The following is a 15,701-nucleotide window of genomic DNA, read 5'->3' on the forward strand; positions in this document are numbered from 1 at the left end:
ATTATAATTAATTATATAATTAGGATAAAGTTGGGATTGATTGAAATGAAGCAAGAGATTATTAATGAGTTACAAAATAGTATTACACCTTTATCAACGGTTGATTTAACAGTGAAACTTAATATTACTAATCATCATCAACAGCAAGAACTTATTGCTGATTTAGAAGAATTGAAAAATAGTGAAATTATTTTGGAAAATAAAGAACAACAATTTTATATGCTAAAAAATAATAATTTATTTATTGGCAAAATTCAAATTACTAAAAAAGGATTTGGATTTGTTAAATTATTAAATAGTGAAGAAGAATATTACGTTAATATAAAAAACATAAATAATGCGTTAAATAATGATGAAGTATTATGTAAGTTAGTGAAAATTAATAATCAGAATGATGAGGCTGTAGTATTAAAAATTATTAAACGTGATACTAATCTTCTTGTTGGTACTGTTATTGTTAATGCAGATACGAAAGTAAAAACATTATTAATTCAAAATGCAAAGTTACAACAGTATGAAGTTAATATTTTAAATCCTGATAAAGCGTTAGAAAATAATATTGTTGTTGCAAAAATTAAAAATTTTGAACAGAATATTTTTAATGTTACTATTACTAAAATATTGGGTAATATTAATGATCCTGGTGTTGATATTTTAGCTGTTATTTATGAAATTGGCATTAAAGCACAATTTGATGTTGAAACATTAGCAGCAACAGATAAGGTGCCATTAACAGTGTTAGAATCAGATAAAATTGGTCGTATTGATTTGACTAAAGAGTTATTAGTTACAATTGATGGTAAAGATGCTAAAGATTTTGATGATGCTATTTGTGTTACTAAACTAGCTAATAGTAATTATCGTTTAATTGTAGCTATTGCTGATGTTAGTCATTATGTAACAGAAAATAGTCCTTTAGATGAAGAGGCATTTACTCGCGGTACATCTGTTTACTTAGCAGATCGTGTTATTCCTATGTTACCAACGCAGTTATCAAATGGTATTTGTTCTTTAAATGAACAAGTAGAACGTTTATGTATGGTTTGTGATATGGAGATTGATAAGAATGGTTTAACAGTAAAACATAAAATTTATCAGGCATTTATGAAATCAGCAAGAAGAATGAATTATGATGAAGTAAATGATGGATATAATGGTAAAAATCCAAATTTTATTAAAACACATCCACAAATTTGAGAAATGTTACTAAAAGCAAAAGAATTGCACCAAATTTTATGAAAGTTTAAACAAGATGCTGGAGTAATTGATTTTGAAATTAATGAAGCAAAAACAATTATTAATGACAATGGAGAAGTAACTGATATTATTTTAAGAACTCGTGATATCACTGAAAAATTAATTGAAAGTTTTATGATTAGAGCTAATGAAGTAGTTGCTAAAACTGTATTTGATATGAAATTACCTTTTATTTATCGTGTTCATGAACATCCTCGTTCTAAAAAAATGCATCAAATGGTTACAATTCTGAAATTAATGGGCATTAAACTAAATCCAAAAATCACAAATATTAGTTCAAAAGATTTACAATTATTATTAAATTCTTTAAAACAATTACCAACATTTCAAGTTTTATCAACTTTATTATTAAGAAGTATGGAAAAAGCACAGTATACTAATAAATGTATTGGCCATTTTGGACTTGCTAGTGATTATTATACACATTTTACTTCGCCAATTAGACGTTATCCTGATTTAATAGTTCATCGTTTATTGCGCCAATATATAGTTAAAAGAGAAATAAATGCTAAAATAATTGAGAAATATCAAAGTTTTACTAATTGAGCTGCTGAGCAATCTAGTAATATGGAATTAAAAGCATTAGAGTGTGAACGAGCTGTAGATCAAATGAAAAAAGCAGAATACATGATGCAATTTATTGGTCATAAATTTGAAGGTATAATTTCTAGTGTAACTGGCTTTGGATTATTTGTTGAGTTAGATAATACAATTGAGGGTTTAATTAGAATTGCAGACATGACTGATGATTATTATATTTTTAATGAAAAAGCAATGATTTTGTTTGGTGAAAGAAAACGAAAACAGTATGCTCTTGGTCAAAAGGTCAGTGTTCTTGTTAAAAGTGCAAATAAAGTTGCTAGAACTATTGATTTTATTTTAGAAGAAAATGGTCAGCAAAATAAAAACCGTGATAAAAATAATAATAATCAATCATCAAAAATGTATAAAGCAAATAATTTTAAATATAGAAAAAAGATAAAACTAAATGGTAAAGTTAAAAAAAATAAAAATGAAAAGAAAAATGGAGTAAAAAAATGAAAATACAAGGGCAAAAAAGATTAATTCAACAAAGCAATCTTAACATTGAATGCTATTATTATAATTATTTTAAATCGCCAGGCTTAAAACAATATCCGGATTTATTATGAGTTAATGAAGATTATAACTTAATTAAGCAAGTAAATATTGAACAAGATACTATAATAAGATTAGCAACTAATTTATTTGAAGTTGGTCAAAAATTTAATTTGTTTGAAAATTTAGATTATTTTATTATGATGCCAAAAAAACCTACTTCAGTTAGTAGTTTAGAATTGGTAATAATTGAATTAGTTAAAATTATTAAAAAAAAATTAAATTATGAGATATTATTTATTAATAATATTTTCCAAGTTGATAACTACCGTAAATTTTGAGAAAATAAATTAAAAGTTAGCGAAAGACAAATGGAAATTACTAATAAAATTCATTTATTACCTAAATATATTAAATTTTTTAATAAAAAAAACATTATTATTATTGATGATATAGTTGCCTCAGGGATTTCTATTGCCCAAACTATTTTAGAAATTATCAATAATAACAATGATTTTAAAATTAAAGCTTTGTGTTATGGTTCAGTTTATAATTGAGAAGAAATTTATAAATAGTTAAAAGAGTTTCCTAATTTTTTTCTTTTTTTCTTCTAATGAGTCTGATTCAGATATATTATAAGAATCTTCAATATTATTTATAAATGCATAATTAATTTCAGCATTAATTTGATTTTTAGCAATAAGTTTTAAAATAAAATCAGCAGTATCTGCTTCTAAAGCAAATGTGTAAATTTCGAATTCATCTTCATTAATAATTTCCGTTTTCGTAGAAATTTTTAAAATATGATTTTGTTCATCAATAATAATTTTGCAAACCTCAAGTTTTTTACCAGTTAAAATCTTATAAATAATTACTTTATCATTATTATTTTTATCAAAACCCAAATCGCCTTGATAAAATTGACTATTTTTTACTGCTATTGGTTTAGTATTTAACTCTCCTGCCATGTCCTTAGACTCCTTTCAGTTGTTTATTAATATATAAAATTAACAAAAACCCGTAAAACAAATATAAAATCTATTTCTTGGGTCGCTATACAACAAATATTAATTTTATGTTTAATTTTACATTAATCATTGCTAGAAAAACTATTGATTAATCTAACCTTCATTAGATTATAGCATGTTCTTAATAAAAAACAAATTTAAGTAAGTATTTCAGTATTTATGAAATTATTATTATATAATCTAATTATAAAGTTTATGAAAATAATGGTGGAAACAATGAAAATAATTGCAAAAAATAAAAAAGCGTACTTTAATTATGAATTATTAGAAAAATTAGAAGTGGGAATTGTTTTGACTGGTTCTGAAATTAAATCAATTCGTTTAGGTAATGTATCTTTACAGGATAGTTATGTAACTTTTAGTAATAATGAAGCTTATATTATTAATATGAACATTACTACTTATAAATTTACTACTAGTTATATACTTGATCCATTAAGAAAAAGAAAATTACTTTTAAATGCTCGTGAAATTAAAAAAATTCAACAAGAACAAAAGCAAAAAAACTTAACTGTTGTTCCAACAATGATATATTTAAATAGTAAAAGTAGAGCAAAGTTAGAAATAGCATTGGCTCGTGGTAAAAAAAATTATGATAAAAGAGAAACCATTAAAAATCGTGATGCAGTAAGACAAATCAAAAAATAATAATTTAATTAAGAAAGGAAAAAAACTATGATAATATGATTATCTTTCTTAATAATCTTTTGTTTATTTACAAGTTTTTATTTATTTTTTCTTTTTAAGCAAAAGATAGATAAGTGGCAATGATTATTTATTAGTTATTATTTTTTTCTTTATCTTGGTATTAATAGTTTAAAAGCTATTAATAATTTTTTAGTTTTATCATTAACTAATTTAGTAACTGAAGCAATTAGTATTACAGTGATTGTTTCAGTTACTGTAATTATTTTTGCTATACCAGCTACTTTTTTTACTGCAAAATTTAAAAAAAGAAAGTTGTATATTTGATGAATGCATAGTTGACTTTTGGTTACTTGTTGTTTAGTTTTAATTGTACCAAATTTTTGATCTTTGATTTTGTTAAATATTGCGTTAGGAATGAGTACTGCATCATTAGGAGTTCATGAATTAATGTTCAATGAACAATATTTTGTAAAATCACATGCTTTTTTAACTTTTACTATACTTATTGTTCCAGGATTATTGGCAAGTTTAATTATTATACCGATTAATATGCTTACGCTTAATATTTCAACTATTACAATTTCAAAAATCAGTTATTTTATTATTGCTGCTTTGTGTTTTTTCATTTTGACTTTTTTCATGTCTTTTCTTTTGCGAGAAGATCCAAAAAATATGGGTATGCATGATGAAATATTTTTAAAAAAAATTAAAACTTTTTCTCAATGAAAAATAATAATTTTAATTAGGACGGTTATCAAAGGACGTATGAGATTAACCCTTAGAATTATGAGTAACATTAACAATATAACTCCAAATTCTATGATTTGTTAATTTAATTATATCATATATTTTAAAAATATTAAAATATATAATTTCAAAATTACATTTAAATAACACAAAAATTCTAATCTTAAAATTAGAAATAAAAAATATTAAGTTTTAACTTATTAAGTACTATTAAGATAACTTCTAGTATTTAAATAATTTGCTTTTGCTATTAACATATTATTTAATGTTTGATAATTATATATTTTTGCTCCATTAGTTAAAGATTTTAAAAAATGATATACATCACTTTCAGCACTACATCCTATATTTCATGAAGCATTTTGATTAATAATTCCTTGTTCATTATTTTTAAAATAATTATAAGTTTTTTTAGTAACTTTATTATGATTATTTTCTAAAATAGTAATTAATTCATTATAACTACCATTTGAAAAAGTAGTTGTTACATCTAAATAATTTGTTCAATCAAGTGCTTTCTTTTGATGTTTACCACGAACATTAACAAAAGATTTTCATAAATAACTATAAGCATGATATTTATCTAAAATATAATAACAACCCAATCAACTAGCCATTGCTCTAATTCATAATGCACCATCACCAGCAACTACTAAATTATAATTATTATATTCTCAATTAATAGCAAATATATTTAATTTAATATCATAATAATTATTAATAGTTTGCATTGTAAAATTATGTAATTCTTCTTGTTTTGGCGCATTATTAGTTTTAAATAACATAAATGAAGTTATTTTCTTTTCTAATTTATTTCTATATGAATAAATTTCTTTTCTTCCTAAATTATAAGTTAAAAGTCTACAACAATATTGTTGTTTTAAACCATTTTCATCTCAACAAGTTATATAATCATCATCTGCACATATATTTAATTTTTGATTTTCTAATACTTTAAATTTTTCTTCTGGTATAAATTTTTCAATTTTTACATTTTTAAATATTCTTGAAATAAGATTTTTAGAAAAAGAAGTATATTTAAATTCTGATTGAATATTAAAATAACCTTTTTTGCTTATTAAATTTTCAATTAAATTATCTAATATTGCAAAATATAAATCATTAGTAATTCTGGCTCTTTTTTTAATACCAAATTCTTCATAAATTGGATAATGATATTTTTGATTAATTGTATCTCAATAAACTCTTTGTCTAAAAGTATCCATTCCAATTGGAGTATTTACTGTTCTATTACATGTTCAAGCAACTTTATATTGATTTTTATCTCTATTTAGAAAAAAATATTCATCAAAATCATGGATTTTTTGAAAATATTTTGCTAAAATATTAGTGATTTCAGATTTTAGAAATTCTTTAAAACTAAACATTTTTTTAACACCTTTCTATTTATTTTTTTTCCTAACTATTCTAACAAATTTACTAAATTATTGTTGAAAAATGTTTTGTTTTAGAGTATAATATTAAAGAACGATAAAATAAACTGCAAATTCTATTTACGTTTAAAAGATAACTTTTATTAGTTATCTTTTCTTTTTTAATAAAATAATGTACAATAAAGAAAAATATAAATAGAAAAGGAAAATAAAAAATGCTAGAAAGAACATTATGAATACTATTATTAATAATAGTAGAGATGACATGAATTTTATTAATACATTATGGAATTAAATATTGTAATAATGATAAAATTTTTGGTATTTTTTTGATAATCATTCCATTGCCTATATTAGGTACTTTTATTGGTTGTATGATTATGTATAAATCACAACATCCAGAATTTAAATTTTGAAAAAGTTTTGGGAATAAAATTAAGAAATTATTTAAATTTAATTTTAAATTTAAACAAAGAAATAAAAAAATAGCAGTATAATACTATTTTTTGTTATAATTATATTATAAAAATTAAATAAAGAAATATATGAAGTAATTAATAAAGTTAATAAGTTATTACAAAGCAGTTCTAACTTAAAAGTTATATTAATTATATCATATTTTTTGTGTTTTTAAAGCATATGAAAGGAGATTTTTATGTGCAAAAAGAAAAAATAAGAATTAGATACAATATTAAATCTTTAAAAGAAGAAATAAAAAAATATTTTGAATATTGTACTACTAATGAAGAAATACCAACAAAAGAAGGTATGCAAATGTTCTTAAATATTACTCAAAATACTATAAATGAGTGAAAAAAGAAACAAAAAGATACTTTTTTACAACAAATTAATTGAGCATATGCAAAAATTAAACATTTAAATCTTCAAAGATTTTTAAAAGCAAGTCCTAATTCTTCTGCTTGATATTTAGAAAGAGCATATGTAAAAGACTATAATTTATCTACAAAAATAGATATTAATACTGATAACACACACCCTATAGTAATTCAACTTGAAAATAAGAGTAAGAATAAATGTTAGAAAATTTTGGTTATCTTAATGATATTTTAAAACAAATGTATTATAAAAAACCTTTAACTGTTAAAAGAATTGACCAATTAGGTAGTCGTAAATCTGGTAAAACTATTCAAGATTTCGATTTTGAATGTAAAACAACTGTATTACCAAATACAAAAGTTAAAACTTATGTTTTTAGAAATATGAGTGAACAATTATATGATACTTGAAAACAATTAAAAAATAGATGAGTATTATTTGCTATTGGTTTAGAATATACAATAGACTTCTTGCAAAACTGTGATTATTATCATAGTTTTTAAATTTAAAATTTTATTTTAATAACACTTTTAATATTTATTAAAAATTATTATTCAAAATATGTCTTATTTTTTCTTCATTAAAATAGAACAAAAATTATTATTTAAAATAACAAAATTTAAAATATTAAATTTTTGAAGATTTTTAATTTAAAAGTTGTAAATTATAAATTGAAGCTATTAAATTAAATCTTAAAGCAAATCTTTTTCTTCTATTTCGATATTTTTCACTAATAATTTTAAATTTTTTCAGTATAGCAAAAATATTTTCTATAACAACTCTCATTTTTGAAATTTGTTTATTATTTTTCTTTTCTTCTCTAGTTAAAGGAATTTTCTTTGATTTTCTTTTTGGAATTAAAACATTAGGATGTATATTTTGTATTCCTTGATATCCCAAATCCACTAAAATAGTTGTTTGTGATAAAAATTTAACTTTTGAATCTTTTAAAATTTTAAAATCATGGTTTTTACCACAAGAAAAATAAGAACTTATAATTTTTTTACTATCTTGTTCAATTATAATTTGTGTTTTTATTGTGTGTTTTTTCTTTTTTCCTGAATAATATTTCTTTTGTCTTTTTTTGGGCGTTGGATAGCGCTTTCAGTAACATCAATAATAGCTGTTTTATCTTTAAAATTATTATTTAACAATGATTTTGCTCCATTAAGTTGCTGAAAATCAGGATGTTTTATTAAAGTATTTTCTATTCACTTGATATTTCTATAACAATTACTTTCACTAATTCCATAACTTTTAGCAATATGAAAATATGTTCGGTATTCACGTCAATATTCTAACGTCATTAATAATCTATTTTCTAAAGTTAATTTATTAGGTGTACCACCATTTTTAAACTTTTTTAATTCTTCTTTTTTTAAAATTTCTATCATTTTTTTAAAAACAATCTCATTTATACCAGTTAATCTTAATAGTTCTGCATTTTTAATAGCTTTTAATTTATCAAACATCATAAATTACCTATCTTTTTTTAATTTTAATTATATTTTAAAAATGAAAATTTTAATAGATAAGTCTCGCAAGAAGTCTAATGTCTGAAACTCGTAAAACTATTAATTATAGAGATAGTGAAATTGAATGTCGTGCTTTATATAAACAAAATAATAGTGAAATTAAATTAACTGGTTTACCAGATAATTCAAAATATGATTATGTAATTAGACATGTTGATGAAGCACATCAAATTGCTAAAAAAGATTGACAAGATATGGCAGATGCTATTCGTGGTTGTAGTCAATTATTAGAAATTAATAGTTGTAATCCTTGAAGTATTTTAAATTATTATATTAAAAATGTAGTTACATATTGTCCACAAAATGAAAAAAAAATAATTAATGAATATGAACAATTTTATTTTAATGAAAAAGATAAAAGAATTGTTCATTATCAAAATTGAAAACTTAATTATTTATTACCAAAACATGAAGGTCAACGATTATTAGAATTAGAAAAATTAGACCCATTATCTGCAAGAGTAAGAAGTCATGGTTTAGTAGGTTATGAATCTGGTGGAATATATACACATTTAATTCATAAAATATCACGTTTATTACAACCAAGTTATAGATTTAGTGCTGGATTAGATTATGGTTTTAAAGATGATGCTATGGCATGTTTATTAATAGGTTTTGATTATGATTTTAAATTTGTTAATGTTATTGATTGTTTAAAAATAGAAAATAAATTAATACGTTATGATAATAAACAATTAGCAAGATTAGTAGTTGAATTTTATATTAGACTTCTTGCAAAACTGTGATTATTATCATAGTTTTTAAATTTAAAATTTTATTTTAATAACACTTTTAATATTTATTAAAAATTATTATTCAAAATATGTCTTATTTTTTCTTCATTAAAATAGAACAAAAATTATTATTTAAAATAACAAAATTTAAAATATTAAATTTTTGAAGATTTTTAATTTAAAAGTTGTAAATTATAAATTGAAGCTATTAAATTAAATCTTAAAGCAAATCTTTTTCTTCTATTTCGATATTTTTCACTAATAATTTTAAATTTTTTCAGTATAGCAAAAATATTTTCTATAACAACTCTCATTTTTGAAATTTGTTTATTATTTTTCTTTTCTTCTCTAGTTAAAGGAATTTTCTTTGATTTTCTTTTTGGAATTAAAACATTAGGATGTATATTTTGTATTCCTTGATATCCCAAATCCACTAAAATAGTTGTTTGTGATAAAAATTTAACTTTTGAATCTTTTAAAATTTTAAAATCATGGTTTTTACCACAAGAAAAATAAGAACTTATAATTTTTTTACTATCTTGTTCAATTATAATTTGTGTTTTTATTGTGTGTTTTTTCTTTTTTCCTGAATAATATTTCTTTTGTCTTTTTTTGGGCGTTGGATAGCGCTTTCAGTAACATCAATAATAGCTGTTTTATCTTTAAAATTATTATTTAACAATGATTTTGCTCCATTAAGTTGCTGAAAATCAGGATGTTTTATTAAAGTATTTTCTATTCACTTGATATTTCTATAACAATTACTTTCACTAATTCCATAACTTTTAGCAATATGAAAATATGTTCGGTATTCACGTCAATATTCTAACGTCATTAATAATCTATTTTCTAAAGTTAATTTATTAGGTGTACCACCATTTTTAAACTTTTTTAATTCTTCTTTTTTTAAAATTTCTATCATTTTTTTAAAAACAATCTCATTTATACCAGTTAATCTTAATAGTTCTGCATTTTTAATAGCTTTTAATTTATCAAACATCATAAATTACCTATCTTTTTTTAATTTTAATTATATTTTAAAAATGAAAATTTTAATAGATAAGTCTCGCAAGAAGTCTATTAAATTAGCAAAAGAAAATAATTTGTTATATGAATATGGATTAACTGTATATTGTGATTTTAGTAATTATACATTTATTGAAATGTTAAATGATACAGCAATTAAATATAACGTTAATTCATGGCTCTATTTTAAAGATTGTGTGAAATTAAGGTTAGAGTTTAGAATAGGTAAGAATGTGGCTTTAATGGCATCAGAACGCTTAAATATAAGTATGAAAGCACAAGAATTATTAGATGAATTTAGATTAGCAATATGAGATGAAAAAAGTATTAAACAAATACCTTTGGCTGGTAATGACCATTTACGTGATGCATTTGATTATGCTATAGAACCATATATAGCTAACTAAAGTAATGTTTACTCATATCTTGAAAAACAAAATCAATCGCGTTTTTAATATTTGGTCAATAATTTGGTAATATTTTTCTTATATTATGTTTTATAGCAAATCAAAAATGTTCAATTGGATTTAAATTAGGAGAATATGGTGGAAGAAATAATAGTTTGCATCCAGCATTTTCAATTAATTGTTTTGTTGCTTTAGATTTATGAAACGTCGCATTATCTAAAACTATAATTTGTCCACACTTTAATACTGGAATTAGTATATTTTTAACATATGATTCAAAAATTTTACTATTGCAATGTCCTTCAAATGCTCATAGAGCTTTTAATTTACCTTTATTTAGTGCACCAATTATACTCATTCTCTTTATTTTATATGCAGGTTTATTATCAAATAATCTTTTACCTTTTTCAGACCAACCATATTTATAAAATTCATTATCATCAATTCCAGATTCATCAATATATACCAAATCTTCATTCATTATTTTCGCTATTTCTTTTAAAAAATCTTCTTGTTTATTTTTATCTCTTTGTTCATATAGAAAAGTTTTTTTTATATGTATAATTTAGTTTTTTGAAATAGTTATAAACTGTTTCTTTTGTCATATCACCAAATTTTTCAATTACTTTTTGAACTGTAACATCTTTATTTTCTGCTAAATAATTTTTTAATTCATCTAAATCCTTTATTTTGTGGCTATGTCCTTTTTGATAATTCAAAATTGGTTTTATATTTCCGGTTTTTTGCTTTCTTTTTCTTCATAAAAATAAAGTCTTTCTAGTGATATTGAACACTTTACAAATTTCTTTAATTTTCATGTTTTTACTTTCATAAACTTCTATTACTTTTCTTCGTAAGTCCTCACTGTATGGTTTTGGCATAATTTAATCTTCCTAATCTATTTTAATTATTGCTGAATTATACTTGTAAGTGCAAGAATTGTTTAAATTACATATTATTATTTTACATTATTTATGAGTAAACATTACTTTCGTTAGCTATATTAGAAATTTAAGTGCAAATATAAATCCTTATTTTGAAAGGAAATAACATATGAGTAATAACGAAACATTAATATCTGAAGAAAATTCTAAAAAAAATACTGAAGTATTATCATCTAAATGATGTATGCTTAATTTAACAGAAATGGTAGCAAATCATGGCAGTAAATTATTATGAGGTAATGGCTATACTTTAACAAGTGAAGATGAAGAATATAAAAATGCTATTGAAAAATTAAAAGAATGAAATAATTTTGATAGTTTATTTTATCAAGATTGTCATATTAAATCTGGTTATGGTTATAGTATTGTTCAAATTGATAGAAGTAAGACTGGAAGAATAGCATTAAATTTTGCTCAACCATATGCTCAATCAAGAGTAGCAAGAGTATTAGAAACTGAATATAGTGCTAGTACATGGTCAAGAGTACAATATGATGACCAAAGTATTTATGTTAAAACAACATATACTCCAAATCAAATTATTAGATATTTTACTAGTGATAAAGTTACATTAGATGGTTTACAAGAAAAAATAAGTAAAGATTTACAATTACCATTAATTGAAAATCATAATTTAGGTATTATTCCAGTTAAATTTATGCAAAATTTACCTAAAAAGAATTTCTTTGGTGGAGTTATTGGTGATTATTATCCAGATATGACTGCTTGTAAAGGATTACAAAAATTATTGAATCATACATTTGAAATTATTTGAAAAGAACTTAAATATAACCGTACAAGAGTGTTTGCCGATATTACTCAACAAGAAGTTAATCAATCTACAACTGCAATTGATATGAACGAATTATTTGGTGATTTTGTATTACAAGCAAATTTAAGAAGTGTAGGAAGTACTAGTGGAACACCACCAATTGCAATAATACAAGGTAATCCGGTATTAGATAAATATGCAGATTTTATACAATTTATTATTGATAAAGCGTTTGAAGGTAGTGGCTATAGTCCAGTAAATGATACTACAAGTCAAAAAACAGAAGCAGAAGTATTAATTACAAATAGTAGAGATATGGAAACTACAAGAATTAAAAGAACTTTAAATCAAAGTGATTGAAATGAAATATTTCAAAGATGTTTTATATTAATGGGATTAGATGGTGATAAATCTAAATGAACATTTGAAATTAAAGAAAATACTATTACAGATAGATTAAAATCACTTGAAATTGATGAAGTTGAATTAAGATTAGGAATTACTAATATTAAAAGAATTATTGTTAAAAGATATGGTGTTAGTGAAGAAGAAGCACAACAAATTATTAAAGAAAATAGAAAATATCAAAAAGAAGAAATTGAATTTAATAATACTTTTTTAGGAGAAACTAAAAATGATACCGAAAATAAATCATCAATTAATTAAAACAGTTTGAAAAAGTACAGGTGAAATTGAAAAAGATTTTACACAAAATAAAGATTTACAATTTCGTGTATGTCCTTTTACTATTATTTTAGGTGCTATAAATTCAACAAATGGTGGTTATAAACCACCAACTAGTATTCCTAATGATTATACTAGTTTTAGTAAGATATTCACTGGTAGAGAAGCAATACAAGCAGTTTGAGACCATTCTTATTATCCTATTCAAGATAAAGATAATCCAGATTTAGCATATAAACAATTACAAATTGGTGATGTATTTTATGGAAATATATTAAGTGACCAATTAGGTATTACTTATAGTGCTACACCAGCAAATAATGTTTTTATTCAAGAACAAGCAATTAAAAATGTAGTTATTAATATTCCAAATGAAAAAAAGAATTTTAATTTTATTAATAATATTGTTGCAAATTTATATATAGCTAACGAAAGTAATGTTTACTCATAAATAATGTAAAATAATAATATGTAATTTAAACAATTCTTGCACTTACAAGTATAATTCAGCAATAATTAAAATAGATTAGGAAGATTAAATTATGCCAAAACCATACAGTGAGGACTTACGAAGAAAAGTAATAGAAGTTTATGAAAGTAAAAACATGAAAATTAAAGAAATTTGTAAAGTGTTCAATATCACTAGAAAGACTTTATTTTTATGAAGAAAAAGAAAGCAAAAAACCGGAAATATAAAACCAATTTTGAATTATCAAAAAGGACATAGCCACAAAATAAAGGATTTAGATGAATTAAAAAATTATTTAGCAGAAAATAAAGATGTTACAGTTCAAAAAGTAATTGAAAAATTTGGTGATATGACAAAAGAAACAGTTTATAACTATTTCAAAAAACTAAATTATACATATAAAAAAAACTTTTCTATATGAACAAAGAGATAAAAATAAACAAGAAGATTTTTTAAAAGAAATAGCGAAAATAATGAATGAAGATTTGGTATATATTGATGAATCTGGAATTGATGATAATGAATTTTATAAATATGGTTGGTCTGAAAAAGGTAAAAGATTATTTGATAATAAACCTGCATATAAAATAAAGAGAATGAGTATAATTGGTGCACTAAATAAAGGTAAATTAAAAGCTCTATGAGCATTTGAAGGACATTGCAATAGTAAAATTTTTGAATCATATGTTAAAAATATACTAATTCCAGTATTAAAGTGTGGACAAATTATAGTTTTAGATAATGCGACGTTTCATAAATCTAAAGCAACAAAACAATTAATTGAAAATGCTGGATGCAAACTATTATTTCTTCCACCATATTCTCCTAATTTAAATCCAATTGAACATTTTTGATTTGCTATAAAACATAATATAAGAAAAATATTACCAAATTATTGACCAAATATTAAAAACGCGATTGATTTTGTTTTTCAAGATATGAGTAAACATTACTTTAGTTAGCTATAAGTTATATATGATTCCAGAAATTAATAAAGTTATAAATACTGATAAAAGTATTAAAGTTGATAGACAATGATATATTCTTGAAGTTGCTAGTAAAACTTATAATAATGAAAATAAAGAATTAGCATATATTCAATGTACTTTTAGTAGTTTAAATGATAAATTAGCAACAAGTGGATTAGCTATTAATCAATATGTACAATTAGGTGCTCCTGGTGACCCAGTTGCATTACCAGCATTAGATGAAAATAATAATATTATTTTAGATAGTAATTATTTAAAACCATTACCAGTTACTCATTGTCAAGTATCTTTTTATGGTTCAGTAAAACCTATTTCAATAGCATTATGAGGTAGAGATATTGATATTTCAGATAATACTAAACAACATAAATATAGACAATATCCAACTAAATTATTATTTCCATGACAATATCAATGTTCAACTTATGACCCAGTAAGTTTTCAAGCATTACCAGAAACTAATTATGTTTTAACTGTACGTGGTGAAAGTACAATGGATAGTTATCAAGATTGACAAAAAGTAATTGCACCAAATTATGATGATGGTGCAACGAAGCATTATGAGGGACATTTAAGAACTAATGTTGAAAAAACTAAAAATACTAATAAAGTTGATATTTCAAAGAGATTAGTAAATTATTGAGATAATAATTTTTTAAATGGTGCTGAAATAGAAGATTATAATTATGCAACTGCTGGTAATCCATATTTTCAATATTATAATAAAAATAATAAAAAATTTATTGGTAATACTCATTATAATATGAATAATAATAAATTTAAGCAATTAAATACTATAAATGCTTTACATTATTTTATTTATAATCCTATTAGTGAAATTCCTTTAACTCCAAGAGAAACAATTAAAATTAATCTTAATACTATTCCAGTATTTGGTTCATTTATGAATGTATTTGTTGGTGGTTTAGATATTGGTGCTAAATTAGTAAGTAATTTATTAATACCTCAATTTCAATATATAAATGGCTTAATATCTGCTGAATTATATACTTTTTATACAACATTATTATATAGTTCACAAAGTACTAATCCTGCATTAATTCCATTTGATGTTTTTAGAAATGATACACCAGATGCAATTCAATCAGTTGGATGGGGCCACTTAGCCCTTTTTACTAGACCATTAATTTAA

The 15,701-nt window shown here is 22.5% G+C and carries 20 protein-coding genes; 14 read left to right on the forward strand and 6 right to left on the reverse strand.

Annotated features, from left to right (window positions below):
• Positions 1–45: 45 nt before the first annotated feature.
• Positions 46–2,322, forward strand: coding sequence for a ribonuclease R (gene rnr, locus AACL11_RS04000; protein ID WP_338988242.1), 2,277 nt, complete (start codon positions 46–48; stop codon positions 2,320–2,322).
• The gene (locus AACL11_RS04005) at positions 2,295–2,909 is read left to right on the forward strand and encodes a hypothetical protein (protein WP_252320716.1); all 615 of its coding nucleotides are present in this window, start codon (positions 2,295–2,297) and stop codon (positions 2,907–2,909) included. The genes rnr and AACL11_RS04005 overlap by 28 nt, the downstream gene beginning before the upstream one ends.
• On the opposite strand, the gene AACL11_RS04010 is transcribed toward AACL11_RS04005, so the two are convergent.
• Positions 2,910–3,302, reverse strand: coding sequence for a hypothetical protein (locus AACL11_RS04010; protein WP_252320718.1), 393 nt, complete (start codon positions 3,300–3,302; stop codon positions 2,910–2,912).
• Positions 3,303–3,578: 276 nt separating this feature from the next.
• Here AACL11_RS04010 and smpB point away from each other — a divergent pair, with 276 nt between their 5' ends.
• Complete coding sequence (smpB, locus tag AACL11_RS04015; protein WP_252320720.1) at positions 3,579–4,010, forward strand: SsrA-binding protein; 432 nt, start codon at positions 3,579–3,581, stop codon at positions 4,008–4,010.
• A 27-nt stretch (positions 4,011–4,037) separates the two neighbouring features.
• Positions 4,038–4,841 (forward strand): hypothetical protein, encoded by an 804-nt coding sequence (locus tag AACL11_RS04020; protein ID WP_338988243.1) that lies wholly within the window; start codon positions 4,038–4,040, stop codon positions 4,839–4,841.
• A gap of 116 nt (positions 4,842–4,957) precedes the next feature.
• Here the strand turns inward: AACL11_RS04020 and AACL11_RS04025 are convergent, their stop codons facing one another.
• Positions 4,958–6,145 carry an Mbov_0401 family ICE element transposase-like protein gene (locus tag AACL11_RS04025; RefSeq protein WP_338988245.1) on the reverse strand — a complete coding sequence of 396 codons (1,188 nt, stop codon included), beginning with the start codon at positions 6,143–6,145 and terminating at the stop codon, positions 4,958–4,960.
• A gap of 221 nt (positions 6,146–6,366) precedes the next feature.
• On the opposite strand from AACL11_RS04025, the gene AACL11_RS04030 reads away from it, so the two are divergent.
• From AACL11_RS04030 to AACL11_RS04040, 3 genes are all read left to right on the forward strand, one after another.
• Entirely contained in the window at positions 6,367–6,648 is a 282-nt protein-coding gene (locus tag AACL11_RS04030; protein ID WP_338988247.1) for a hypothetical protein, read from the forward strand.
• A 160-nt stretch (positions 6,649–6,808) separates the two neighbouring features.
• Entirely contained in the window at positions 6,809–7,192 is a 384-nt protein-coding gene (locus AACL11_RS04035; RefSeq protein ID WP_338988248.1) for a terminase small subunit, read from the forward strand.
• Positions 7,186–7,491: a hypothetical protein gene (locus tag AACL11_RS04040; RefSeq protein ID WP_338988250.1), complete on the forward strand. Its 306-nt coding sequence runs from the start codon at positions 7,186–7,188 to the stop codon at positions 7,489–7,491. The genes AACL11_RS04035 and AACL11_RS04040 overlap by 7 nt, the downstream gene beginning before the upstream one ends.
• A gap of 142 nt (positions 7,492–7,633) precedes the next feature.
• Here AACL11_RS04040 and AACL11_RS04045 read toward each other — a convergent pair.
• Positions 7,634–8,463, reverse strand: a protein-coding gene (locus AACL11_RS04045; RefSeq protein ID WP_338986605.1) for an IS5 family transposase whose coding sequence is annotated in 2 segments (ribosomal slippage) — positions 7,634–8,067 and positions 8,067–8,463 — 831 coding nt in all. Because the reading frame shifts where the segments join, the coding sequence is not laid out codon by codon here.
• A gap of 77 nt (positions 8,464–8,540) precedes the next feature.
• Here AACL11_RS04045 and AACL11_RS04050 point away from each other — a divergent pair.
• Positions 8,541–9,281, forward strand: coding sequence for a hypothetical protein (locus tag AACL11_RS04050; protein ID WP_338988252.1), 741 nt, complete (start codon positions 8,541–8,543; stop codon positions 9,279–9,281).
• Between the two features lie 149 nt (positions 9,282–9,430).
• Here the strand turns inward: AACL11_RS04050 and AACL11_RS04055 are convergent.
• Positions 9,431–10,260 (reverse strand): IS5 family transposase gene (locus AACL11_RS04055; protein WP_338986605.1). Its coding sequence is split into 2 segments (ribosomal slippage): positions 9,431–9,864 and positions 9,864–10,260, totalling 831 coding nucleotides; the frame shifts between segments, so codons are not numbered across the junction.
• A gap of 40 nt (positions 10,261–10,300) precedes the next feature.
• Between AACL11_RS04055 and AACL11_RS04060 the strand changes: the two genes are divergently transcribed.
• Complete coding sequence (locus AACL11_RS04060) at positions 10,301–10,690, forward strand: hypothetical protein (protein WP_338988253.1); 390 nt, start codon at positions 10,301–10,303, stop codon at positions 10,688–10,690.
• Here the strand turns inward: AACL11_RS04060 and AACL11_RS04065 are convergent.
• Together AACL11_RS04065 and AACL11_RS04070 are read right to left on the reverse strand one after the other, a co-directional pair.
• Entirely contained in the window at positions 10,683–11,255 is a 573-nt protein-coding gene (locus AACL11_RS04065) for an IS630 family transposase (protein ID WP_338988471.1), read from the reverse strand. The two genes, AACL11_RS04060 and AACL11_RS04065, sit on opposite strands and share 8 nt — an antisense overlap.
• Positions 11,212–11,571, reverse strand: a complete 360-nt coding sequence (locus tag AACL11_RS04070; protein ID WP_338973555.1) for a helix-turn-helix domain-containing protein — start codon at positions 11,569–11,571, stop codon at positions 11,212–11,214. Before AACL11_RS04070 ends, AACL11_RS04065 begins: the two co-directional genes overlap by 44 nt.
• A 172-nt stretch (positions 11,572–11,743) precedes the next feature.
• On the opposite strand from AACL11_RS04070, the gene AACL11_RS04075 reads away from it, so the two are divergent.
• From AACL11_RS04075 to AACL11_RS04095, 5 genes are all read left to right on the forward strand, one after another.
• Positions 11,744–13,072 (forward strand): hypothetical protein, encoded by a 1,329-nt coding sequence (locus tag AACL11_RS04075; protein ID WP_338988254.1) that lies wholly within the window; start codon positions 11,744–11,746, stop codon positions 13,070–13,072.
• A complete protein-coding gene (locus AACL11_RS04080) occupies positions 13,041–13,541 on the forward strand; it encodes a hypothetical protein (protein ID WP_338988256.1) in 501 nt (166 codons plus the stop codon). Before AACL11_RS04075 ends, AACL11_RS04080 begins: the two co-directional genes overlap by 32 nt.
• 91 nt (positions 13,542–13,632) lie before the next feature.
• Positions 13,633–13,992 carry a helix-turn-helix domain-containing protein gene (locus tag AACL11_RS04085; protein ID WP_338973555.1) on the forward strand — a complete coding sequence of 120 codons (360 nt, stop codon included), beginning with the start codon at positions 13,633–13,635 and terminating at the stop codon, positions 13,990–13,992.
• A 28-nt stretch (positions 13,993–14,020) separates the two neighbouring features.
• Positions 14,021–14,521: an IS630 family transposase gene (locus AACL11_RS04090; protein WP_338988468.1), complete on the forward strand. Its 501-nt coding sequence runs from the start codon at positions 14,021–14,023 to the stop codon at positions 14,519–14,521.
• Positions 14,522–14,534: 13 nt separating this feature from the next.
• A complete protein-coding gene (locus AACL11_RS04095) occupies positions 14,535–15,701 on the forward strand; it encodes a hypothetical protein (protein ID WP_338988258.1) in 1,167 nt (388 codons plus the stop codon).

The organism is Spiroplasma endosymbiont of Dasysyrphus albostriatus, assembly GCF_964019495.1.
Lineage (GTDB): Bacteria > Bacillota_I > Bacilli_A > Mycoplasmatales > VBWQ01 > Spiroplasma_E.